At 30.6% G+C, this 24566-nt stretch carries 23 protein-coding genes; 12 read left to right on the top strand and 11 right to left on the bottom strand.

The features are described from left to right. Positions 1 to 149: 149 nt before the first annotated feature. On the bottom strand, positions 150 to 3002 hold the full coding sequence (gene carB / locus FUA26_RS11315) for a carbamoyl-phosphate synthase large subunit (RefSeq protein WP_147135942.1): 2853 nt from the start codon (positions 3000 to 3002) through the stop codon (positions 150 to 152). A gap of 113 nt (positions 3003 to 3115) precedes the next feature. Then, positions 3116 to 3277 carry a 50S ribosomal protein L34 gene (gene rpmH, locus FUA26_RS11310; RefSeq protein WP_129761309.1) on the bottom strand — a complete coding sequence of 54 codons (162 nt, stop codon included), beginning with the start codon at positions 3275 to 3277 and terminating at the stop codon, positions 3116 to 3118. A 209-nt stretch (positions 3278 to 3486) separates the two neighbouring features. On the opposite strand from rpmH, the gene FUA26_RS11305 reads away from it, so the two are divergent. Both FUA26_RS11305 and FUA26_RS11300 read left to right on the top strand, forming a co-directional pair. Next, positions 3487 to 4065, top strand: coding sequence for a tetratricopeptide repeat protein (locus tag FUA26_RS11305; RefSeq protein WP_147135940.1), 579 nt, complete (start codon positions 3487 to 3489; stop codon positions 4063 to 4065). A gap of 162 nt (positions 4066 to 4227) precedes the next feature. Beyond that, positions 4228 to 5352 carry a PepSY-associated TM helix domain-containing protein gene (locus tag FUA26_RS11300; protein ID WP_147135937.1) on the top strand — a complete coding sequence of 375 codons (1125 nt, stop codon included), beginning with the start codon at positions 4228 to 4230 and terminating at the stop codon, positions 5350 to 5352. Here FUA26_RS11300 and cls read toward each other — a convergent pair. The 3 genes from cls to FUA26_RS11285 are packed head-to-tail and all read right to left on the bottom strand — an operon-like array spanning position 5349 to position 8427. Next, positions 5349 to 6803, bottom strand: a complete 1455-nt coding sequence (gene cls, locus FUA26_RS11295; protein WP_147135934.1) for a cardiolipin synthase — start codon at positions 6801 to 6803, stop codon at positions 5349 to 5351. The two genes, FUA26_RS11300 and cls, sit on opposite strands and share 4 nt — an antisense overlap. A gap of 1 nt (position 6804) precedes the next feature. Further along, on the bottom strand, positions 6805 to 7725 hold the full coding sequence (locus FUA26_RS11290) for a lytic transglycosylase domain-containing protein (protein ID WP_147136335.1): 921 nt from the start codon (positions 7723 to 7725) through the stop codon (positions 6805 to 6807). A gap of 36 nt (positions 7726 to 7761) precedes the next feature. Beyond that, complete coding sequence (locus FUA26_RS11285) at positions 7762 to 8427, bottom strand: alpha/beta hydrolase (RefSeq protein WP_147135932.1); 666 nt, start codon at positions 8425 to 8427, stop codon at positions 7762 to 7764. 122 nt (positions 8428 to 8549) lie between these two features. Here FUA26_RS11285 and FUA26_RS11280 point away from each other — a divergent pair, with 122 nt between their 5' ends. Then, the gene (locus tag FUA26_RS11280; RefSeq protein ID WP_147135929.1) at positions 8550 to 8846 is read left to right on the top strand and encodes an N-acetyltransferase; all 297 of its coding nucleotides are present in this window, start codon (positions 8550 to 8552) and stop codon (positions 8844 to 8846) included. Positions 8847 to 8920: 74 nt separating this feature from the next. Here FUA26_RS11280 and FUA26_RS11275 read toward each other — a convergent pair whose 3' ends face one another. Together FUA26_RS11275 and mtaB are read right to left on the bottom strand one after the other, a co-directional pair. Next, positions 8921 to 9304 carry a hypothetical protein gene (locus FUA26_RS11275; RefSeq protein ID WP_147135926.1) on the bottom strand — a complete coding sequence of 128 codons (384 nt, stop codon included), beginning with the start codon at positions 9302 to 9304 and terminating at the stop codon, positions 8921 to 8923. A gap of 109 nt (positions 9305 to 9413) precedes the next feature. Continuing rightward, on the bottom strand, positions 9414 to 10736 hold the full coding sequence (gene mtaB / locus FUA26_RS11270; protein WP_186826907.1) for a tRNA (N(6)-L-threonylcarbamoyladenosine(37)-C(2))-methylthiotransferase MtaB: 1323 nt from the start codon (positions 10734 to 10736) through the stop codon (positions 9414 to 9416). 86 nt (positions 10737 to 10822) lie between these two features. Between mtaB and FUA26_RS11265 the strand changes: the two genes are divergently transcribed. Further along, the gene (locus FUA26_RS11265; protein ID WP_147135919.1) at positions 10823 to 12460 is read left to right on the top strand and encodes an ABC transporter substrate-binding protein; all 1638 of its coding nucleotides are present in this window, start codon (positions 10823 to 10825) and stop codon (positions 12458 to 12460) included. Here the strand turns inward: FUA26_RS11265 and FUA26_RS11260 are convergent. The 3 genes from FUA26_RS11260 to FUA26_RS11250 form a co-directional block, all read right to left on the bottom strand. Further along, positions 12457 to 13176, bottom strand: a complete 720-nt coding sequence (locus FUA26_RS11260; RefSeq protein WP_147135916.1) for a lysoplasmalogenase family protein — start codon at positions 13174 to 13176, stop codon at positions 12457 to 12459. The genes FUA26_RS11265 and FUA26_RS11260 overlap by 4 nt on opposite strands. A 121-nt stretch (positions 13177 to 13297) precedes the next feature. Continuing rightward, positions 13298 to 14473, bottom strand: coding sequence for a GlmU family protein (locus FUA26_RS11255; protein WP_147135914.1), 1176 nt, complete (start codon positions 14471 to 14473; stop codon positions 13298 to 13300). A 133-nt stretch (positions 14474 to 14606) separates the two neighbouring features. Next, positions 14607 to 14858: a type B 50S ribosomal protein L31 gene (locus FUA26_RS11250; RefSeq protein ID WP_147135912.1), complete on the bottom strand. Its 252-nt coding sequence runs from the start codon at positions 14856 to 14858 to the stop codon at positions 14607 to 14609. 160 nt (positions 14859 to 15018) lie between these two features. Here FUA26_RS11250 and FUA26_RS11245 point away from each other — a divergent pair, with 160 nt between their 5' ends. The 7 genes from FUA26_RS11245 to FUA26_RS11215 all read left to right on the top strand — a co-directional run bounded on the left by FUA26_RS11245 (position 15019) and on the right by FUA26_RS11215 (position 21985). Continuing rightward, positions 15019 to 15552 (top strand): DUF4199 domain-containing protein, encoded by a 534-nt coding sequence (locus FUA26_RS11245; RefSeq protein ID WP_147135909.1) that lies wholly within the window; start codon positions 15019 to 15021, stop codon positions 15550 to 15552. A 43-nt stretch (positions 15553 to 15595) separates the two neighbouring features. Beyond that, positions 15596 to 16543 (top strand): glycosyltransferase family 2 protein, encoded by a 948-nt coding sequence (locus FUA26_RS11240; RefSeq protein WP_147135907.1) that lies wholly within the window; start codon positions 15596 to 15598, stop codon positions 16541 to 16543. A 69-nt stretch (positions 16544 to 16612) separates the two neighbouring features. After that, positions 16613 to 18340: a phospho-sugar mutase gene (locus FUA26_RS11235; protein WP_186826906.1), complete on the top strand. Its 1728-nt coding sequence runs from the start codon at positions 16613 to 16615 to the stop codon at positions 18338 to 18340. A gap of 3 nt (positions 18341 to 18343) precedes the next feature. After that, entirely contained in the window at positions 18344 to 20179 is a 1836-nt protein-coding gene (locus FUA26_RS11230; RefSeq protein WP_147135904.1) for an ABC transporter ATP-binding protein, read from the top strand. Between the two features lie 290 nt (positions 20180 to 20469). Further along, the gene (locus FUA26_RS11225) at positions 20470 to 21012 is read left to right on the top strand and encodes an RNA polymerase sigma factor (RefSeq protein WP_147135901.1); all 543 of its coding nucleotides are present in this window, start codon (positions 20470 to 20472) and stop codon (positions 21010 to 21012) included. A gap of 33 nt (positions 21013 to 21045) precedes the next feature. Next, complete coding sequence (locus FUA26_RS11220) at positions 21046 to 21534, top strand: hypothetical protein (protein ID WP_147135898.1); 489 nt, start codon at positions 21046 to 21048, stop codon at positions 21532 to 21534. Between the two features lie 10 nt (positions 21535 to 21544). After that, positions 21545 to 21985 (top strand): sensor of ECF-type sigma factor, encoded by a 441-nt coding sequence (locus FUA26_RS11215; RefSeq protein ID WP_147135895.1) that lies wholly within the window; start codon positions 21545 to 21547, stop codon positions 21983 to 21985. Between the two features lie 40 nt (positions 21986 to 22025). On the opposite strand, the gene FUA26_RS11210 is transcribed toward FUA26_RS11215, so the two are convergent. Next, a complete protein-coding gene (locus FUA26_RS11210; RefSeq protein ID WP_147135894.1) occupies positions 22026 to 23072 on the bottom strand; it encodes a WD40/YVTN/BNR-like repeat-containing protein in 1047 nt (348 codons plus the stop codon). A 99-nt stretch (positions 23073 to 23171) separates the two neighbouring features. Between FUA26_RS11210 and FUA26_RS11205 the strand changes: the two genes are divergently transcribed. Beyond that, the gene (locus FUA26_RS11205; protein ID WP_147136329.1) at positions 23172 to 24383 is read left to right on the top strand and encodes an RsmB/NOP family class I SAM-dependent RNA methyltransferase; all 1212 of its coding nucleotides are present in this window, start codon (positions 23172 to 23174) and stop codon (positions 24381 to 24383) included. The last annotated feature ends 183 nt before the right edge of the window (positions 24384 to 24566 follow it).

Here is a 24566-nt window from a genome sequence, read left to right as displayed (position 1 = left end):
GTAAAAACGTTAACTTACAAAAACTAAAATATAACTTTTAGCTTGCTATTTCAAGCCCGTTTTTTAGTAACTAAGAAATCATTTTTCAATAAACAAAAAGCCGCTAAAATTAAAATTTAGCGGCTTTTTGTAATTAAATGGTTTTATTATTACTTACTTAAGTACATTTTTCGTCTTGAGTACAAATCATAAAACGCATCGTCTTTTAAGCTATCAATAAACAATATACTTTCGCCTGTACTTTTCATTTCAGGGCCTAATGTTTTATCTACATTAGGGAATTTATTAAACGAGAATACTGGTTGTTTTATAGCGTAACCTTCTAACTGTGGGTTAAACGTAAAGTCTTTTACTTTCTTATCGCCTAACATAATTTTAGTAGCATAATTTACGTAAGGTTCACCATATGCTTTTGCAATAAACGGTACCGTTCTTGATGCTCTTGGGTTAGCTTCAATAATGTAAACCACATCATCTTTAACAGCAAACTGAATGTTGATTAAGCCAACAGTATTTAGTGCTAAAGCTATTTTTTTAGTGTGATCTTTTATTTGTTGCATTACAAATTCACCTAAGTTAAACGGTGGCAACGTAGAGTTACTATCACCTGAGTGAATTCCACAAGGCTCAATATGCTCCATGATACCAATTATGTAAACATCTTCACCATCACAAATAGCATCAGCTTCAGCTTCAATAGCTCCTTCTAAATAATGATCTAACAATAGTTTGTTATTAGGAATACTTTGCAATAAGCTTACAACGTGTTTTTCTAATTCTTTTTCGTTAATAACTATTTTCATGCCTTGACCACCTAATACATACGATGGCCTTACAAGAATTGGAAAATCTAGTTCTTTTGCTACAGCTAAAGCTTCATCGGCAGTTTCAGCAGTATCAAATTTAGGGTAAGGAATATTGTTTTCCTTTAGCAATGTTGAAAAGCTTCCTCTGTCTTCAGCTAAATCTAAAGACTCAAAACTAGTACCAATAATTTTAACGCCGTATCTATCAAGTTTTTCGGCAAGTTTTAAGGCCGTTTGCCCACCTAATTGCACAATAACACCTTCTGGTTTTTCATGCTTAATTATGTCATAAATATGCTCCCAAAAAACAGGTTCAAAATATAACTTATCGGCTGTATCAAAATCTGTAGAAACTGTTTCAGGATTACAGTTAATCATTATAGTTTCATAACCACATTCAGCAGCTGCTAAAACCCCATGTACACAACAATAATCAAATTCAATACCTTGCCCAATACGGTTTGGTCCTGAGCCTAAAACTATTATTTTCTTTTTATCAGTTACAACACTTTCGTTATGCGAAAAACGCTCGCCATTGGCTGTTTGCATATCACTTTCAAATGTAGAATAGTAATATGGTGTTTTGGCTTCAAACTCAGCGGCACACGTATCAACAAGTTTATAAACTCTGTTTATATTTAGTGCTTCTCTTTTGCTATAAACTTCGCTTTCTAAACATCCAAGCATATGTGCTATTTGCCTATCGCCGTAACCTTTTTGCTTTGCTTCTAATAAAAGTGGTTTTTCAATGGTATTAATATTGAAGGTTGAAATTTCTTTTTCTAAGAAATACAACTCTTCATATTGTTTTAAGAACCACATATCAATTCTGGTAATTTCGTGAATTCTACTTAACGGAATACCCATTTTGATGGCATCATAAATTATGAAAACTCGATCCCAAGAAGCGTGTGTTAATTTTTCAATTATTTGTTCGTAATTGGTATTTTCTTTACCATCGGCACCTAAACCATTACGTTTAATTTCTAAAGATTGTGTTGCTTTGTGAAGCGCTTCTTGGAAAGAACGCCCAATGCCCATTACCTCTCCAACAGCTTTCATTTGTAGGCCTAAAGTACGGTCTGATCCTTCAAACTTATCAAAATTCCAACGTGGTATTTTTACAATTACATAATCTAGAGTAGGCTCAAATAAAGCCGATGTAGATTTTGTAATTTGATTACTCAATTCATCTAAACTATACCCTAACGCCAATTTAGCCGCAATTTTAGCAATTGGATATCCGGTTGCTTTACTTGCTAAGGCAGATGAGCGTGAAACACGTGGGTTAATTTCAATAGCAATAATATCTTCGTTTTCATCTGGAGAAACTGCAAATTGTACGTTACAACCACCTGCAAAATCGCCAATACTACGCATCATGTGTATGGCCATATCACGCATTTTTTGGTACGTTCTATCACTTAAAGTCATTGCAGGCGCTACTGTAATAGAATCTCCTGTATGAATTCCCATTGGGTCCATGTTTTCAATAGAACAAATAATAACTACATTACCATTTGAATCTCTTAACAACTCAAGCTCGTACTCTTTCCAGCCTAATAAGGCTTTATCAATCATTACTTCGTGAATAGGCGAAATTTCTAAACCGTTACGTAGTAATTTATCAAAATCTTTTTCTTCATACACAATTGCAGCACCGGCGCCACCTAAAGTGAATGATGAACGGATACATAAAGGAAACCCAAACTCTTGCGCTATTTCTTTACCTTTTAAGAACGATGTTGCTGTGGCTTGTGGCGCCATTGGAACTCCAATTTTACCCATAAGCTCTCTAAACTGTTCTCTGTCTTCCGTTATATTAATGGCATCAATATTAACGCCTATTAATTCTACCCCAAAGTCTTCCCAAATACCTTTTTCATCGGCTTCAATTGCAAGGTTTAATGCTGTTTGCCCGCCCATAGTTGGCAAAACGGCATCAATTTGAGGGTGTTCTTTTAGAATCTTAATTATAGATTTGGTGTTAAGCGGCAATAAATACACATGATCAGCCATTGAAGGATCTGTCATTATTGTTGCTGGGTTTGAATTAATTAAGATGGTTTCAATACCGTCTTCTCTTAAAGATCTTAATGCCTGTGAACCAGAATAATCAAACTCACACGCTTGCCCAATAATGATGGGACCCGAACCAATAATTAGTATAGATTTTAAATTTGGATTTTTTGGCATTTTTATAAAGTATTCTTGTTAAAATAAGTTAGTTACAAAATTAGTAATTAGAAAACATAAAAAAAGGCGTTACACTTAAGCAACACCTTTAATTTATAAACAATTGTTAATCATTATTTTTTATGTCTAGACTCAGATGAAACAGACAATTTCTTTCTACCCTTAGCTCTTCTACGGGCAAGTACTTTTCTACCATTAGCAGTAGCCATTCTTTCTCTGAAACCGTGTTTGTTTCTTCTCTTTCTTTTTGATGGTTGAAACGTTCTTTTACTCATTGTCTTATATCTTTAAATATCTGAAATGTAAATTTTAAACTATGGTTTTTACCTGTCCGCAAAACCGAGTGCAAATATACAACAGTTTTTTATTTCACAAACTTATTTTAATAATATTTTTTATAGAAAATTTTAGTTTCTTTGCATTTTAAAACAAAACCCTAGTAAATATGGGCAAATATACCCATAATTAAATATTTAAAATAAACATGTACAACAAAATTATAAAGCTAATTATAGCAGCAGGAATTATAGCATACGCCATTTATCAATTTATTGAAGGTTACATTGGTAACGGTATAGCACTTATTTTACTATCGGGTATTTTTATTTTCTTATACTTTAAAAACGAATTTATATTATTATCATTTTTAAGATTGCGCAAACAAGATTTTGATGGTGCAAAAAAATGGCTTGATAAAATTAAAAACCCAGAAGCTGCCCTAGTAAAAAAACAGCAAGGTTATTACAATTATTTACATGGTTTAATGACCATGCAGGACAACATGAACGAGTCTGAAAAATATTTTAAAAAAGCGGTATCTTTAGGTTTATCAATGAAACATGATTTAGCCATGGCTAAATTAAACCTAGCTGGTATTGCTTTTTCTAAACGCAGAAAACAAGAAGCGCAAAAGCTACTAAGTGAAGCTCAAACACTTGACAAACACGGTATGTTAACCGATCAAATTAAAATGATGAAACAAAATATGAAACGTGCCGTTGGACCCAGCCAACACTATGGTGCTGGCGGATCTTTAAGATCACAAAAAAGACGTAGCAGATAACAACATACTACATATTTAATAAAAAGGTAAAGCATTTAGCTTTACCTTTTTTTTGGTATAAACTTAAAATTAAAACATATTATTTATAATTAGTCTAAATAAATTTTGTGGATTTATTTTTTAAATTTAGATTTGCCAACGAATTAAAGCACGTTAATAATCATGAAAAAAAACACCTATACTTTTAGAAAACTAATAAACGATATACACCTTTGGTTAGGTATTGGTAGTGGTATTATTATATTTTTAGTTTGCTTTAGCGGTACTATTTTAGCTTTTGAACATGAAATAAAAGATATCTTTTCAAGTGAAACTAAAATTAACGAAACCGAAAACAAAAAAAGTGTTACAGATTTAATTGACATTGTAAAAAATAGTAATAAAGGTTTTGTAACGGGCTTAAGTATTCCCAATAGTACAGATAAAGCTTATACATTTTCTGTAAAAAAAAGCATGAAGGAAAGGCGCGGTAGCTCAGTACTAGTAAACCCCTACTCTGGCGCATTACAAACTGTTGAAAAAACAAGCGCAGACGCCTTTTTATTTAGTATGTTTAAGCTACACCGCTGGCTACTATTAGACTCTAAAATAGGAAGACCAATTGTAGGCATTGCAACAATTATATTTTTAATATTATCAATTACAGGCATCATTTTATGGTTTCCAAGGAAATTAAAATGGAAAAATTTAAAACCTGGTTTAAAAATTAAAACAGATGCTAATTGGAAACGCATTAACCATGATTTGCATAATACATTAGGTTTTTATGCATGTATTTTTATTGTTATTATGGGAATTACTGGTTTATGTTGGTCTTTTGAAGGTTACCGTAACGGTTTAGGTAATTTAATAGGCACTAAAATTTTTAATAGATCTACTCCAAAAATTAAGCCTAGTAACACACAAAAAGACAGCATTTCAGTTGATGAAGTTATAAAAATTGCTAACAAAACACTAAACTACAACGGTACCCTTAGCGTAACGCTACCCAACAAAAAAAACAATTATTATTCTTTTAGAAAAACGAATACCAACAATTGGTCTCCAGTAACAACTGATAAGGTTTACATAGACACATCTGGACAGCTACTAGCTGTTGATATTTTTAACAACAAGCCTTTAAATGTTAAAATAGCTGCATTGATTAAACCTATTCATACTGGTGAAATTTTTGGAACAACCTCTAAAATTCTATATTTTATTGCTTGCTTAATAGGCACAAGTTTACCTATTACTGGTACAATTATTTGGATTAATAAACTTAAGAAAAAAAAGAAGCGTAATTAAATTAAAGGCGACCACAGCCTGCAATATGATTCTTTTAATTTTTCAAATTTTGAGCGGTTTAAATGTGTTTGGTAATCTACGGGATTGCTTTGTTTTAAATCTTCTAAAAAATGACTTTTTAAAACTTTGCTTTTATCAACATTATAAATAAGCGAATTTATTTCAAAATTAATATTGAAGCTTCTGTAATCCATATTTGAAGTACCAACCATGGCAAAAATATCATCAATAACAATTGTTTTTGCATGAACAAACCCTTTGTGATATTTATACACTTTTACATTAGCTTTTAAAAGTGCTTCTAAAAATGAGTTTGATGCATGTTTAACCACCCATGAATCTGATTTTTCAGGAATAATTAAACGCACATCAACACCACTTTTAGCCGCTATTTGTATGGCAGCAATCATTTCGTCATTAGGCACAAAATAGGGTGTTGTAATATATACATATTGTTTAGCTGTAATTATTGCAGTAATTGCTAACTCCATAATATTTGCCCAATCAGTATCAGGGCCGCTACCAGCTATTTGTAATGCTATTTTTGTTTGTAATGCTTTTATTTCAGGAAAAAAGGGTTTGTAGTGTGTTATAATTTCATTTGAAACAAATTTCCAAGTTGATAAAAAATGAATTTGTAATGATTTTACAGCATCACCAAAAATTCTTAAATGTGTATCACGCCAATAGCCAGTTCCGTTATCATTTATATATTCATCGCCTACATTAATACCACCAACATAGCCTATATTACCATCAATAACAGCTATTTTTCTGTGGTTTCGGTAGTTCATTTTACCAGTTAATGCAGAAAATAATACAGGCATAAAAGGATGATGATAAACGCCAGCATTTGTTAGTTTTTGCTTCATTTGCTTTGAAATTTTGCTTCCTACATCATCATAACTTAACCTAACTGTTATGCCTGCTTTAGCTTTTTCACACAATAAATTTAGTAACTTGGTGCCTATGGTATCATCTTTAATTATATAATACTCTAGATGGATATGATCTTTTGCTTGATTAATATCAGCTAATAATTTTTCAAATTTATCATTACCATTTATTATAATTTCAATATCATTATTTAAGGTTAAAAGTTCATTTTCATTGCTATGCAACAACTTAACTAATTTTACTTTTTCATCTAAATAATTTTCTATTTTATTAAATTGATTTTGGCTTAACTCTAATTCTTTATTTACTGTTTTTATTACATTTTTATTTACTATACCTTTTTTACTAAATATTTTGTTTTTACGGTATTCTTGCCCAAATAAATAATAAACAATAAGACCCAAAAAAGGAAAAAACACTAAAACTACAATGTAGGATAGTGTTTTTGTTGGGTTTAAATTTTTAAGTATTACAGTAATTACAGCTGATGCCGCAACTAAATAATTAAATATAATTAGAATACTCCACCAGTTGTGTTTTATGTATTCTAACATATTATTGGTAGTAACCTTCTTTTGGAATATCTATATGATAAAGCTTTCTAGATTTATTATTTAAATGCTTTTCGCGAAGCCAAGGGTTATGCAACTTTAAAATTTTATAGTTTATGCCAAACTTTTCGGCAAACTTTGAAAAATCTGTTACAGCTGTATCAACTTCTACTTTATAGGTTGGAATGTTGGTATATAAATCTTTTTCTCTAAAATTGAAACCGTATTTACCAGGATTAGATAAAATTTCTTTTAAAGCTACAATTCTAAACAAGTATCGGCCTGTTTCTTCACCAAGTAATAAATCGTAATAATCTGTTACATTTTGCTCTTTTAACCTGCGAGAAACACCTGCAGTACCTGCATTATAGGCAGCAGCAGCAAGCGTCCATGAACCTAAATTTTCTTTAGCTCTAATTAAATATTTACAAGCTACTTCGGTTGCTTTTTCTAAATGATATCGTTCATCAACGTTGGTATTAACTTCAAGGCCGTTTTCTCTACCTGTGGTTTTCATTATTTGCCATACACCTCTTGCACCAGCAGGCGAAACGGCGTTAGTTAGCCCACTTTCAATAACTGCTAAATATTTAAAATCATCTGGCACGCCATGTTTAGCTAAAATAGGCTCAATTATTGGAAAGTATTTTTTGGCACGTTTAAACATTAATAATCCGTTAGATTGCCAATAGGTATTAACTAGAAGCTCTCTATCCATGCGCTCTAAAATATCTGGATTACTAAGTGGCATTGCTTCACCTGCAAAATTTAAATTTTCAGGCACTTGTAATGCGTAAACATTATAATCGTTAATTAATTTTTTTTCAAAATTTTCATCGGTAGGTGCGTCTTGTAGGGCATTAATAAATATAAAACATAAACTTAACAATCCTACACACGCTAAAATGCGTTCTGCTGTCTTCATCATTTAAAAGTTTTGCTTAAAATTACTAAAAAAGCATTAATCTTTTAAAATAATATTTGGTAAATGTGTATTAAACCAACGGTATTTATTTATAATCATAATATGCGTACCATTTTGTATTGTTATACAATGATTTACATTTTTTATAGGAAAAACAGCATCATTATTACCATGAATATGAATGATATTTTTTAGTGGTTTTTCTTGAGACCAACTAACCATTTCTTTTATGGCCCAATCTAAATACGTATAATCACTTACAGATAAGTATTTTTTATAAAGTTTTAAACGTTTGGTAAAACCTTTACCAAAGGCGTATTTTTCTAAAACATCAATTTTACTAGCTAAATGTGTAGGCAATAGTTTATAAACTCCTGTAGTTTTTGCTAATTGCATGTGTATGGGTATTTCTTGCCTGCATTTAACACTAGATATTATTATTACTTTTTTAGCTTTAATATGTTTACTCATTTCTTGCACCAGTACACCACCAAAAGATACACCAATTAAAACAGGCTGTTTGTGTACAATTTTTTTTGTCATTCGTGAGGCGTAACTAACTAAAGATTCGTTGGTTAAGGGAATTTCCCATTCTAAATAATGTAATTTAAACGTATCTTGGGGCAAATCTATATACTCAAAAATTAATGGACTAGCGGCCATACCTGGCATTAAGTACACATGTATTAACTCTTGACTCATAGGCGATTAACTTTGTTTTATCTTTATTATGTGGTTTTTTTTTAGTACTTTTGCATTGCAAAGTAAACGTAGTAAATCGTTTACATACTTTATTCCTCGCTTAAATTAAAAAAAATATACAAATGGTTGATGCTGCTGAACTAATAGACAATGATTTTTTACGCCAATTTGAATTAAAAGTTGATGACAAATTAGCTAAAATTGAATATTCTTTACAAGAGCGTAAAATATTTTTAACAAAACTTATTATTCCTGAAACAATTACCGATGACAATTTTAAAAAAGAATTTTTAGAAGCTGTTTTTGAGTTAATCCAGGAAAGAAACTTAAGTCTTGTACCAACAAGCCCTGAAATTGCAAAATTTGTAAGAAGTAACAGAAAGTACAAACGTATGTTACCTGTTGGTGTACGAATTTAAGTTTTAAATTAAGAATTTATTAAAACCGCTATATTAAAGAACTGTTTTTTTAATATTAGCGGATTTTTTTTTAGCTATTTATCACCCTCTAACAAGGTATAGTCATTTGAAATTTTATTTAAAACAAAACTGTTTTGGTTATTTGCTTCCAATTGACCTTGTGCGTTTAATTTATAAGTTTCAGTTTCACCACTGGCAAGCTCAATTTCAATAATACCGTTATTATTTTTCCAACTTTTATTCCCTTGAAAATTAGAAATAATATGCCCTTGGGCATCTTCAATTGTATTAATTTTTGCAGATAGCCCACCTTTACCAAAAATTAAATTTAAAGTATGCGTACTTTGGTTTATAAGTGATATATTTTGCCAAGTACCATAAATAGATGTGTTTTCATCTACAGTGTCTTTAGAGCAAGACACCATTAAAACAAAGCCAATTAGTATTATTTTAGGCAAACATTTCATCTTTTTTTTGAAACTTAACATTATTATCTCAAATGTAGCATGAAGTATTTAATGTATACAAACAAATCGGGTTAAGCGTAAAAAATTAAGTTGAAAATATTTACGCTAAAACTTTGGTAAAATTAAAACGTACTAAACCATCTTCATCAATTTCGGTTAATTCAACTTGGTGTAAAGTATTTACCAAAGCAGGATTCCATGGTGTTTTCACTTTCACATAGTTTTCTGTAAATCCGTGAATATATCCTTCTTTATTTTCGCTTTCAAAAAGCACTGTTCTGTTAGTACCTATTTGACTTTCATAAAATGCTCTGCGTTTTTTAACCGATAAACCACGCAACATTTTACTACGCTTACTGCGTATGTTATTTGGCACAACGCCATCCATAGTAGCAGCTTCAGTATTATCACGTTCAGAATAGGTAAACACGTGTAAGTATGAAATATCTAATGCATTTAAAAAATTATATGTCTCTAAAAAATGGTCATCTGTTTCACCCGGAAAACCTACAATAACATCTACACCAATACAGGCATGGGGCATAACTTCTTTTATTTTTGCAACCCTATCTACATATAATTCGCGCATGTACCTTCGCTTCATTTTTTTTAATATGTGATTACTTCCGCTTTGTAATGGTACATGAAAATGCGGAACAAATGCTCTGGACTTTGCAACTAAATCAATAGTTTCATTTTTTAACAAATTAGGTTCAATTGATGATATGCGTAAACGTTCAATACCTTCAACTTCATCAAGTTTAGTTACTAAATCTAAAAAAGTGTGTTCGTGTTTTTTATTACCAAATTCACCTTTACCATAATCGCCAATATTTACACCTGTTAGCACAATTTCTTTAATATTTTTAGCAGAAATTTCTCGTGCATTTTTAAGTACATTTTCCATAGTATCACTTCGTGAAATACCACGTGCTAACGGAATTGTACAATAGGTACACTTATAATCGCATCCATCTTGCACTTTTAAAAAAGCACGTGTTCTATCGCCTATAGAATATGAACCAACGTAAAAATCGGCTTCTTCAATTTCACATGAATGTACTTCGCCAAAATCGTTTTTACTCAAATCATTTAAGTAATCTGTAATTTTAAATTTTTCAGTAGCACCAAGTACCAAATCTACTCCATTAACATCGGCTAGCGCTTGTGGTTTTAACTGTGCATAACAACCAACAGCTGCTATAAACGCCTTATCATTAGCTTTTTGAGCTTGTTTTACAATGGTTTTAAAACGTTTATCAGCATTTTCGGTAACAGAACACGTATTAATTACATAAATATCTGCTTTTTCAGAAAAATCTACCCTTTCAAAACCTTCATTATTAAAACTTCTAGCAATGGTTGATGTTTCAGAAAAATTAAGCTTACAGCCTAAGGTATAAAATGCAACTTTTTTGTTCATTATATTTGTGCCCTTAACTTGTGTTAGGTTTTATTTAAAATTATCTTTACAATTAAAAGACTGCAAATTTACAACTAATAAGTTATATGATAAAACCTATAACAAATCAATTAACAAACTATTTTTCAATTAGTTGTATTATTATTTTTTTATTTTCTTGTGCTAACAACAAAAAAACAAATAAAGATCACCTTGTTTTTAGGTACAATGAATATGCTAATATTAATACTTTAGATCCTGCTTTTTCTAGAACGCTGCAAGATAACTCTATAAATAACCAACTATATAATGGCTTGGTTCAGTTAGATGATGAACTTAATATAAAACCCTGTATAGCAAAAAGCTGGACAGTATCTAATGATGCTAAAACCTACACATTTAACTTAAGAACTGATGTTTATTTTCATAAACACATGCTGTTTGGCAAAGATTCTACCAGAACCGTAAAAGCGTTAGATTTTGAGTACAGCTTAAACCGTTTAAGAGATGAAAAAATAGCAGCTCCCGGCAGTTGGGTTTTAAATAAAGTAGAAAATTTTAAAGCCATAAACGACACCATTTTTCAAATACAATTAAAACAACCTTTTCCTGCATTTATTGGTTTACTTACCATGAAATACTGCTCTGTAGTACCTAAAGAAATTGTAGAACATTATGGCACAAATTTTAGAGCAAACCCTATTGGCACGGGCCCTTTTAAATTTAAACGCTGGGAAGAAAACATAAAATTAGTATTACGAAAGAACAATTTATATTTTGAAACCGATAGTATTGGAAATAAATTACCATACTTAGAAGCTGTTGCACTTACGTTTTTACCTGATAAGCAAAGTGAATTTTTACAATTTGCACAAGGTAATATTGATTTTGTTTCGGGTTTAGATGCATCATATAAAGACGAACTTTTAACCAGCAATGGCACTTTAAGAAAGAAATACGAAACAACGGTAAACATGATTCGTGGCCCGTATTTAAACACCGAATATTTAGGGTTTTATTTAGATTCTGAAACTCCAGAAATTCAATCTAAACACATTAGAAAAGCCATCAATTATGGTTTTGACCGCAAAAAAATGATGCTTTATTTAAATAACGGCGTGGGCAATCCTGCAAATGGTGGTTTTATTCCTTTGGGTTTAGTAGGCCACAGTAAACTATCAGGCTACGCATACAAACCTAAAAAAGCTAAACAATTAATTACGCAATTTAAAAAAGAAACAGGAATTGAAAATCCTGAAATTACATTAGTAACAACAAGCAATTATTTAAGTTTTTGCGAATTTATTCAACGTGAACTTGAAAAAGCTGGTTTAACAATTAATGTTGATGTAATGCCTGAAGCCGCATTACGTAGTGCCCGCTCAAACGGAAAAGTAGATATGTTTAGAAGCTCATGGATTGCCGATTATTTAGATGCTGAAAACTATTTATCTATTTTTTACAGTAAAAATTTTGCTCCAAACGGCTCAAACTATTTTCACTTTAAAAACAAAACTGTTGATAGCTTATACAACAAAGCCTTTACCATTAATAACATAAACGAACGTAAACAACTTTACACAACCATAGACTCTATTGCCATGGATAACGCTATTATGGTACCGCTTTATTATGACGAAGTAATACGCTTTACAAGAAAAAACGTTGAAGGCTTGGGCATAAACCCAATTAATATGATTGATTTACGTTTTGTGAAAAAACAAAAAAATAAAAACAGTAATTAAAATTTACTTTCAAAAAGCGTTTTTGAGTACTTCCTCTTACCTTCTTCTACCAAACCTATAACAATAAACAACTGTGATACACCATAAAAAAACATCATAGCTAAAGTACCAAAAGGAATATTTAGTGTTGAAAAGGACATTAAAGACACTATACTATCAGAAATAATTGAAGCAATCACACCATAAAGCACCCACAAATAACTAGCTTTATTAACTGCATTTTTTCTTAATAACGTGAATAAAAACACGTTTAAACCTACAAACAAATAAGTTAAGGCCAAATAAAACCAATGATCTTTAAAGTTATTATACATTAAAGAGAATACAAAAACCATGTAAACAAATAGCACAGACAGGTAAGGCAATACTTTAGATAATTTAAAATCTGTGTTTGTAATTAATCTAAAAATGTAAAATATTTTAGCAATTATAAAACATATTACCGCAGCATCATACAAATAAGGTGTTTTGTAAAATAGCATTAAAATATCTCCAATCCAAAATAACGCTAAAGCTGTTATAACATATATAAAATGGCGTTTTTTTTGATATTTTGTATTAGCAAAACAATAAAAAACTAAAGTAAGTATTAAAACAGATTTAGTAAACACCCTTAATAATGAGGTTTCTTCAATAGATTTAATAACAATATCTATTATAAGAACAATAAAAAATATAAAAAAAACATTTTTTTTATACGTAAAGAGAGACAACATTAATTAGTTTTTAATAGCTAACTAAATTAAATAATTAACACAAAAAAATTAATATTATTTTAAAACAATTCGTTTAACTGCATATAAATGAGGGCATCATAAACGTAAAAATTAACACAAACTAATTTCTACGGAACTTTTTAGTTTCTTCAAAAACATGTTCTAATATTTGTTTATCTTGGTCTGTAAAGTCTATTTTTCGTCTTTCCATAACAACTTTTGCAACCTCAAAAGCCTTTTTAGTTAAATACGTTGTAAACCCGCTACTACCTCCCCAACTAAAGCTTGGCACAAAGTTTCTAGGAAAACCACTACCAAAAATATTAGCACTTACACCAACTACAGTGCCTGTATTAAACATAGTGTTAATACCACATTTACTGTGGTCTCCCATCATTAAACCACAAAACTGTAATCCGGTTTTTGCAAACCCTTCAGTTTTATAATCCCACAGTCTAACCTCAGCATAATTATTTTTTAGGTTTGAGTTATTAGTATCTGCACCTAAATTACACCATTCTCCTAGAACAGAATTTCCTAAAAAACCGTCATGCCCCTTGTTTGAATATCCAAAAATAACTGAATTATTAACTTCACCGCCTACTTTACTATGTGGCCCAACAGTAGTTGCACCGTAAATTTTGGTGGCCAATTTTAGCGTAGCACTTTCACACAAGGCTAATGGGCCTCTAACTACCGTACCCTCCATTATTTCGGCATTTTTACCAATATAAATTGGTCCAGAACTAGCGTTTAAGGTTACAAAATTTAATTTTGCACCTTTTTCAATAAAAATATTTTCTGTATTTAATGTGTTAACTGTTGCAGGAATTGGCTGCGATTTTCTGTTTTTTGTTATAAGATTAAAATCTTCTTGAATAGCATCGGCATTTTTTGAAAAAATATCCCAAGTATTTTCAATTTTCAAGCAATCATCTTCAAACTCAATGGCCTCAAATGTGTTAAAATCTATATTATCTTGTGCTTCTTTTGTATAAAACGCTATAACGTCTTCATCTTTAAAAATGGCCTGATTGTTTTGTAAGTTTAGCACCATTTCAACCAATTCTAAATTTGGTAAAAAAGAGGCGTTAATCATAATATTTTCATCCATTTCTACCATTGGATATTTATCAGACAAATAATCTTCAGTAACCGTTGTTGTAGTGGTATTTAAAAAGGTTTCCCATTTTTCTCTAATAGTTAAAATTCCAACTCTAATATCGGCTACAGGGCGCGTGTAAGTAAATGGTAGTAAATTATTTCTAAAAGGCCCATCAAAAAGAATATAGTTCATTTTTTGTTTGAAGTTTACTGTTTAAAGCTTTTGCTTAAACTTAGTTTTATAATATCAAATGTAATTTAAAAGTAGAAAACAAAAAAGCCTTTCTTGTTCAGAAAGGCTCACAAATATTATTATATCGTTAAGTTTATTTTTTAAACTTAGCGTATTTAGTTTTGAATTTATCAATACGTCCTGCTGTATCTACTAATTTAGATTTACCAGTGTAGTATGGGTGCGATGTTCTTGAAATTTCCATTTTTATTAGTGGATACTCAACACCATCAACCTCTAGAGTTTCATTTGTATCAGCAGTAGATTTTGTTAAAAAAACATCATCATTAGACATATCTTTAAACGCTACTATTCTATAATTTTCTGGATGTATACCTTTTTTCATCGCTTTAAACTTTTAAAGTCCTTAATTTTTCGAGGTGCAAATTTAAGCATTTTTTATAATTGCGCAATATTTTTGTAAACTTTATTTAAACTTTTTTTGTAACTAATTACTACTTTTACATACTAACGCTTAAAACCAACATTAAAATTACTAAAATATAATGGAAAAATCATTCAAATCTGTAGCAGTAAACTTTGGGCTTTATTTAGGCATTATTTTAACAGCACTTACTTGTGGTGCCTATTTAATTAACGTAGAGCTGTTTTTAAACACATTATTTGGCGTATCATTTTACTTAGTTGCCATTGCTTTAGCCATAATAGCTATTGTTAACGCTAAAAAACTATTACATGGCTTTATTAGTTTTAAAGACGCTTTTACTACCTATTTTATTACAACTTTAATAGGTTTTGGCATTGTTACTTTGGTATCATTTATACTATTTAATTTTGTTGATGTTGAAGCGGCTGCTTTATTAAAAGAAAAATCACTTGAAAAAATAGCTTTGGTATACAAAAGCATGAATTTTGCGCCTGAAAAAATTGCTGAAATGGTTGAGAAAATAGAATCAGACAACATGTTTTCTTTAAAAAATTCAATGATATCATTATTTGTAAACTACCTATTACCTTTAAGCATTATAGGTTTACTTGTTGCTGCGGTTATGAAAAAAAATAATCCAGAGGCCAGATAATTTCACTATTTTTGAGGCTATCTTAAGTTTTCAAATTTTTTAAATGAATATATCTGTAGTTATACCACTACTTAACGAACAAGAATCTTTAAACGAATTACATGATTGGATTGTACAAGTTATGCAATCCAATCATTTTTCATATGAAATCATTTTTATTGATGATGGTAGCACAGACAATTCTTGGCAAGTAATTAAACGTTTATCAATAGAAAACCCTTATGTTAAAGCTATTCGATTTTTAAAAAACTTCGGAAAATCGCAAGCGTTACACGCTGGTTTTGAAAAAAGCCAAGGTGATGTTGTTATTACCATGGATGCCGATTTACAAGATAGCCCAGACGAAATACCAGAACTTTACAACATGATTGTTAATGACGGTTACGATCTAGTATCTGGCTGGAAAAAGAAACGTTTCGACTCTATTTTAGCAAAAAATCTACCATCAAAACTATTTAATTGGGCTGCCAGAAAAACATCAGGAGTAAAACTAAACGATTTTAACTGTGGCCTTAAAGCCTACAAACAAACCGTTGTTAAAAATATTGATGTTAATGGCGAAATGCATCGTTACATTCCCGTATTATCAAAAAATGCAGGTTTTGCTAACATTGGCGAAAAAATAGTAATTCACCAAGCTAGAAAATATGGCGAAACCAAATTTGGAATGAATCGCTTTATAAATGGTTTTTTAGATTTAATTACCATTTGGTTTATTTCTAGGTTTGGCAAACAACCCATGCATTTATTTGGTGCCCTTGGTGTTATTATGTTTATAATTGGTCTAGGTTTTTCAATGTATTTAGGTATTGATAAATTGTTTTTAAACCCAACCGGCCGTTTAATAACAGATCGTCCTCAATTTTACATTGCCCTTTCAACCATGATAATTGGTACACAATTTTTTGTTGCTGGCTTTTTAGGCGAAATTGTATTACGCTCAACACAAGACAAAAAACGCTACTTAATAAAAGATAAATTAAATTTATAACAACCTCATATTTATGGGGTATTTTTTAATCATTTAACTATTTTTGTACCATAAAAATTTATTCACGCCATGATTCATATTGAACCAAAAATTTTAGACAGAATAAACGCTTGGTTAACACCAACTTTTGATGAAGATACACAACAATTCATAAAAGATAGTATTGCCAACAACCCTAAAGATATTCAAGAAAGCTTTTACAAAGATTTAGAATTTGGTACCGGAGGCATGCGTGGTGTTATGGGCATTGGTACAAACAGAATAAACAAATACACACTAGGTAAAAGCACACAAGGTTTAAGCAACTACTTAAAAGAAGCTTTTCCTAATGAAAACATAAAAACTGTTATTGCCTATGATTGTAGAAATAACAGTAAAACATTAGCAAAAGTTGTTGCCGATGTTTTTTCTGCAAACGGTATTGAAGTATTTTTATTTGAAGATTTACGCCCTACACCAGAGCTTTCATTTACAGTAAAACACCTAAACTGCCATTGTGGTATTGTTTTAACAGCATCGCACAACCCGCCAGAATACAACGGATACAAAGTATATTGGCAAGATGGTGGCCAATTAGTACCTCCGCAAGATGGCGCTGTAATAAACGAAATAAACGCTTTAAATTATGCCGACATTAAGTTTGAAGCCAATGAAAACCTAATAAACTACATAGGTAAAGATATTGATGATGTTTTTATTGATGCTTCAGTAAAAAACGGTAGTTTAAACCTAACACAACAAGCAAAAGACAATTTAACTATTGTTTTCACATCACTTCACGGTACATCAATTACAGCTGTTCCTGAAACTTTAAAACGTGCCGGTTATAAAAATGTACATATTGTTGAGGAACAAAGAGAACCTAACGGAAACTTTCCTACAGTAAAATCACCAAACCCTGAAGAACCTGCAGCTTTAAAAATGGCTTTAGAATTAGCTGATAAAGTAAATGCAGATATTGTAATTGGTACAGACCCTGATTGTGACAGGCTTGGTGTAGCCGTTAGAAACACTGATAATGAATTAGTGCTTTTAAACGGAAACCAAACCATGGTAATGATGACCGATTTTCTTTTGAAACTATGGAAAAACGAAAACAAAATTAAAGGTAAAGAATTTATTGCAACCACCATTGTATCTACCCCAATGCTTTCAACCATAGCTAAAAGCTATAACGTTGAAAACAAAATTGTTTTAACAGGTTTTAAATGGATTGCTAAACTTATAAAAGACTTCCCTGAATTAGATTTTATTGGAGGAGGCGAAGAAAGTTTTGGCTTTATGGTTGGTGATTTTGTACGTGATAAAGACGCCGTAACCTCTACCCTTTTGGCTGTAGAAATTGCTGCACATGCAAAAGCAAACGGTAGTTCATTTTTTCAAGATCTAATTAAACTATACCTAGAACACGGTTTTTACAAAGAAAAACTAGTATCATTAACAAAAAAAGGTATTGAAGGCGCTGAAGAAATTAAACAAATGATGGTTGATGCCAGAAACAACCCTTTAAAAGAAATTAACGGTGAAAAAGTTGTACTTATTGAAGATTACCAAACATCAAAAGCAAAACACATACTTACCGGAAAAGAAACTAATATTGACGTACCAAAATCTAATGTATTAATTTACTACACTGAAAACGGTACACAAATAGCTTTAAGACCTAGTGGCACAGAGCCTAAAATTAAATTTTATATAAGTGTTAATACAGGTCTTAACAATCTGTCTAATTTTAAAGAAACAGAAGAATCTTTAGAAAATAAAATTGATGCTATTCTTAAAGCCATGAATTTATAATACATGGATTACATAAAGAAACTATCACGCTTTATAATTCCATATAAAAGATACGCGTTTTTAAATATCTTTTTTAACATCTTATATGCGTTATTTGGCACACTATCATTCGTGTCATTAATGCCAATGCTAAAAGTATTATTAAAAACGGCTAAACCTATTTCTGAAAAACCATTAAAATCTAACTACAATGGAATATTAGAATATGGTAATTATCTTGAAGATTCATTAAACTTTTTCATAACTCAAAAAATAGAATCAGACGGACAGTACAGCGTGTTAATATTAATGATTTTTGTTGTTTTATCAACATTTTTACTCAAAAATGCAGCTGGGTATTTTTCTAATTTTTTCTTAGCTTACTTACGTAACGGAATATTAAAAGACATAAGAAATAAACTTTATGAAAAAACTTTAGATTTACCTGTCTCTTATTTTTCTGAAAAACGCAAAGGTGATATCATAGCTAGAATTTCTACTGATGTTAACGAAATACAAAATTCTTTATTAGCCATTTTAGAATTATTGGTTAGAGAACCGTTAACTATTGTATTTACAATAATTGTAATGTTTACTATAAGTTTAAAACTTACAATTTTTGTATTTATTTTTATTCCTATTTCTGGCTTAATCATATCTTGGGTTGGAAAAAGTTTAAAAAAACACTCTAAACGTGTGCAAGAAGAAAATGGTGCTTTTTTATCAGTTCTAGATGAAACCCTAAACGGTCTTAAAATTATAAAAGGCTTTAATGCTGAATCAAGGTTTTTTAATACATTTAAAAATTCAACATCAAGATTGTACAAATTTTCAAATGATTTAGCTCACCGACAAAACTTAGCATCACCAACTTCTGAATTTTTAGGTATTGTAGTTATTGCCATAATTCTACTTTATGGTGGCCGTATGGTGCTAGTAGAAAACTCACTCACACCCGATCAGTTTATAACTTACATGGCATTAGCTTATAATATTCTAACACCTGCTAAAGCAATTAGTAAAGCTAGTTATAAAGTAAAATCTGGTAACGCATCTGCAGACAGAGTCTTAGACATATTAAAAACCGAGTCAAATTTAAAAGATTCTTCTAATGCAATTAAAAAAGATACTTTTGAAAGCACAGTGGCATTCAAAAATATATCCTTTAAATACGAAGATGATTATGTTTTAAAAAACTTTTCATTATCTATTGAAAAAGGCAAAACTGTTGCTTTAGTTGGGCAATCTGGCAGTGGAAAAAGTACCATTGCAAATTTGGTTACTAGGTTTTATGATGTTAATGAAGGCAGCATAAATATTGATGGTGTTAACATTAAAGATATGCCTAAAAAATCATTACGCAGTTTAATTGGTTTAGTAACACAAGAATCTATTCTTTTTAATGATACCATTAAAAACAACCTTTTAATAGGCAAAAAAACCGCAACAGATACTGAAATTATTGACGCCTTAAAAGTTGCAAACGCTTGGGAATTTGTTAGTGAATTACCTAATGGTATTGAAACCAACATTGGCGACTCTGGCAACAAACTTTCTGGCGGACAAAAACAACGTTTAAGTATTGCGCGTGCTGTTCTTAAAAGCCCACCTATAATGGTTTTAGACGAAGCAACATCTGCCCTAGATACCGAAAGCGAGCGTTTAGTACAAGTAGCTTTAGAAAACATGATGAAAAACAGAACATCAATTGTAATAGCACACAGGCTTTCTACCATCCAAAATGCCGACGAGATTATTGTACTTAAAAAAGGTGAAATTGTTGAACAAGGTAAACATGACGAACTCATTGAAAAAAATGGCACCTACAAAAACCTTGTTGAAATGCAAAGTTTAGCATAAACACAAAACACATAAAAAGCAAAAAGGATAGATATTTGGGGCATCTATCCTTTTTTTTGTTAGTTGATAGATTTGGGGCATCTATCAACATAAGTAGGTTCTTGTACAAACATATTACAAAAAGTCTTATTCTACAAGAAAAAAATGCTTTTAATCGACTTTAAACGTATTTCATCGGTAAAAATATTTTTAAAACACTAATTACCAAACACTTAACTTTTTATTGAAAATTTAGTATTAACCCATTAAACTTTTTTAAATTTATATAGTCTTATAACTAAACTTTGCTGGTGATAAACGAAGAAGAATTAATACAACAACTAAAATCTAACACACACAAAGAACAAGCCTTTAAAGCACTGGTAACGCTTTATAAAGAGCGGTTATATTGGCACATTAGAAACATTGTAAAGCTACATGATGATGCAGATGATGCACTACAAAACACCTTTATAAAAATTTATAAAAACATACATAATTTTAAAGGAGACAGCAAACTATACTCTTGGATGTATAGAATAGCAACCAATGAATCTATAACTTTGCTAAACAAAAAAGCAAAACAACATCAAATTACTAGCGAAGAAATTCAGCAATTAGCTATAAATAATTTAACATCCGACGTGTATTTTGAAGGTGATAGTATTCAATTAAAATTACAAAACGCTATTGCTACATTGCCAGAAAAACAACAAATGGTGTTTAATATGAAATATTTTCAAGATTTAAAATATAAAGAAATAGCCGAAATTTTAGAAACTAGTGAAGGTGCCCTAAAAGCATCATACCACATAGCCGTAAAAAAAATAGAAAGCTATTTAACTAACAATTAAACCTTTAAAAAAAATAACAGTCTTAGTATTAAGATGAAAAAAGATAAATTACATACTATTAACTCCGGTTTTAAAACACCTAAAAACTACTTCAATAATTTTGATGATAACTTAATTAACAACATCAAACTTAAAGCGCAAGTAGAAAACACAGGGTTTAAAACACCTAATGATTATTTTAATAAGCTAGAACATGAAATAATTAACAAAGTTTCAGCTTCAAAAAAACAAACAAAAGTTATTAATTTGTTTACCAAAAAACAATTGGTATACATATCTGCCATAGCTGCTACCATTGTTTTATTGTTCACTTTAAATATTAAAACTACTGAAACCACTGATTTAGATTATAAAACTGTTGAAAACTATATTATTGAAGAAGATATAAGCTCTTACGAAATAGCCGCTTTATTAGATGAAACCGATTTAAGCGAAACGCATTTTATAGAATATAACACTATTGAAGAAGATGCTGTTGAAGATTACATTTTAAATAATTTAAATGTTGAAGATTTATATTAAAAAAGCTACTATGAAAAAACACATAATAACCCTATTAATTTGTTTAATAACGCTAACAATAAACGCACAACATAACCGCGAAAAAATACAATCATTAAAAGTAGCGTTTATTACAGAGCAGTTAGATTTAACTAAAAAAGAAGCACAAAAATTCTGGCCTGTGTATAATGAGTTCGACAAAAAAAGTGCTACCATTAAATACCACGAAATGCGCACGCTTAGGCAAGAAATAAAGGATAATGTAAGCACGCTTACCAATGAAAAAGCTTTAGACCTTATGACTAAAATAGAAAGTATTGAGTCTAGGTTATGCGCACTTAGAATAAATTTTTCTGAAAAAATAAAAACTATTTTACCACCTAAAAAAGTTATAAAACTTAAAGTGGCCGAAGAAGATTTTAAACGAAAAATGCTAGACCGCTACAGAAAACATAGAGGCGGAGAACGCTAAACAAAAAAAGAGACGTTTAACAACAAGCGTCTCTTTTTTTTTATTCAACAAACCTAAGCCTGCAAATTCTGCCATTACCAGCAGCGTATGCAACAGTATCATTTAAAAACCTAATGGTATAAAATCCTTCATCACTTAAATGTTTCCAGGTAGTTCCGCCATCATTACTAAAATCAATACCTTTAAAACCTACTGCAACTAATGCCCTTGCATTACTATTGGGCACATATTGCACACAACTTCTGTAACCCGGACTTTGATTTTGAGCTACTAATTCCCAAATTTTTCCGCCATCAATAGTTCGTATTTTATTAGCTGAACTATCATTAGGTTTTGTATAATCTCCACCAATAGCAAAACCTTGTAATTCATCATAAAAATTAATAGAGTAAATACCTTCAGTATCTTTGGCTTTTACAATTGGTGTATTAAAAACACGCCATGTATTTCCTTTATCGGGTGAAAAATACACACGTCCGGTAGTGGTTGCTACCCAAGTTTTATTTTCAACAATAGCAATATTGGTATTACTAGCAGCAAAAGCGCCTTCGTTTTTTAAAGCTTCGGGTAAATTTTCACAAGCTATTTTATGCCAAGTAGTACCGCCATCTCTGGTAATAATTATACTTAAACAACCATCAATTTGGTCGCCAATAGCAATACCTTCATTTTTATTCCAAAACGCCATGGCATCATAAAACACTTGTTCATGCATTTCTTTATAAACCAATTCCATTTTACCAGAATTTCCAGTTTTAAACAACAATGCCGGATTTGCAACACTCAACATAAAAAAATCAACATTATTATTGGCTACTGCTCTAAATTCTAAATTTAAACTATCATAATTAAGTTTTGAAATAAGCCATTTACCAGTTTTAGCATCATACAAGCCATAGGTATTTTTATTAGCCGCAAATGATAAGCTATTTTTATCTAAAACATCAATAGCTCTTATACTTAACAACGAATCTTTTAATATAGTTTCAATAGTAATCTTATTAAAAACTATTGGGTTTTCAGTCTGTTTTTTAACACACGAGGCCAAGGTTAAAACCAAAACTAAACTGGTAAAAAAATGTTTCATTGATTATTTTTTTTTGAAAGATAACTTATTATGCTAAATATTAAAAACATTGGCTAAATGTTTACAATTAGTGTAACTTTGCAGCCTTATTTATATACAATGCGATTACACCGAAATTTATGTTTTGCCGTTATTGATGGCTTACACCAAATATTTAATGAAGATGAATATGCCGATAAGGTTATACAAACGCTACTAAAAAGAGATAAGCGTTGGGGCAGCAGAGACCGCGCTTTTGTTGCCGAAACCACTTATGATATTGTTAGATGGAAACGCTTGTATGCTGAAATTGCTGAAGTTAAAGAACCTTTTAACCGTGATAACCTTTGGCGTTTATTTGCTGTTTGGGCAACACTAAAAGGTATTAAATTACCCGATTGGAAATATTTTACAAATACACCAACACGAAAAATTAAAGGTAAATTTGATGAATTATCTAAAATTAGAAAGTTTAGAGAATCTATTCCTGATTGGATTGATGAAATTGGCTCTAAAGAACTTGGTGAAGATACTTGGACAAAAGAACTTGCCATACAAAATAAACAAGCCGATGTTATTTTACGCACCAATATTTTAAAAACTACCAAAGAGCAATTACAAAATATATTGTTTGATGAAGGTATTGAAACCGAATTTATTAAAGGCTACCCATTAGCTTTAAAACTTAAAGAGCGTGCTAACGTTTTTGTAACCAATGCTTTTAAAGATGGATTATTTGAAGTACAAGACGCTTCATCACAATTAGTAGCTGAAATGCTTGATGTTAAACCTGGTATTAAAGTAGTTGACACCTGCGCTGGTGCTGGTGGCAAAACATTACACATGGCTTCTTTAATGGAAAATAAAGGGCAAATTATTGCCATGGATATTTATGAAAGTAAGCTAAAAAAATTAAAAGTAAGAGCCAGACGTAACGGTGTACATAATATTGACTTAAAGGTTATTGAATCTACAAAACCTATTAAAAAACTATACAATAAAGCCGACCGCGTTCTAATTGACGCGCCTTGTTCTGGTTTAGGTGTTTTACGCAGAAACCCAGATGCTAAATGGAAATTAGAACCTCAATTTTTAGATCAAATTAGAAGTATTCAACAAGATATTTTACAACAATACTCTAAAATGGTTAAATCTGGCGGAAAACTAGTATATGCTACTTGCTCTGTATTACCCTCGGAAAATGAAAATCAAATTAATGCCTTTTTAGAATCGGAAGCTGGTAAAGCTTTCACTTTTGTTGAAGATAAAAAAGTATTGGCACACAAATCTGGCTATGATGGTTTTTACATGGCTTTGCTAGAAAAGCACTAAACAAATTACAAAAAAATGCCACTTATAAAAGTGGTATTTTTTTTACTAATGCTTACTTTTCAGGAGCATCTCTATCCCAAATTAATGCTTTTAAAAATAACAACAAAAGCTAACAAACCATAACAAAACCTTGTACTAATTAGGGCTCAAATTATAGTAAATTTAAAAGTATTTTGTTTGCTA

It is taken from the genome of Seonamhaeicola algicola (assembly GCF_007997385.1).
Taxonomy (GTDB): domain Bacteria; phylum Bacteroidota; class Bacteroidia; order Flavobacteriales; family Flavobacteriaceae; genus Seonamhaeicola; species Seonamhaeicola algicola.
The sequence above is the reverse complement of the archived record's forward strand: the minus strand, read 5'-3'. Positions and strand labels throughout refer to the sequence as shown.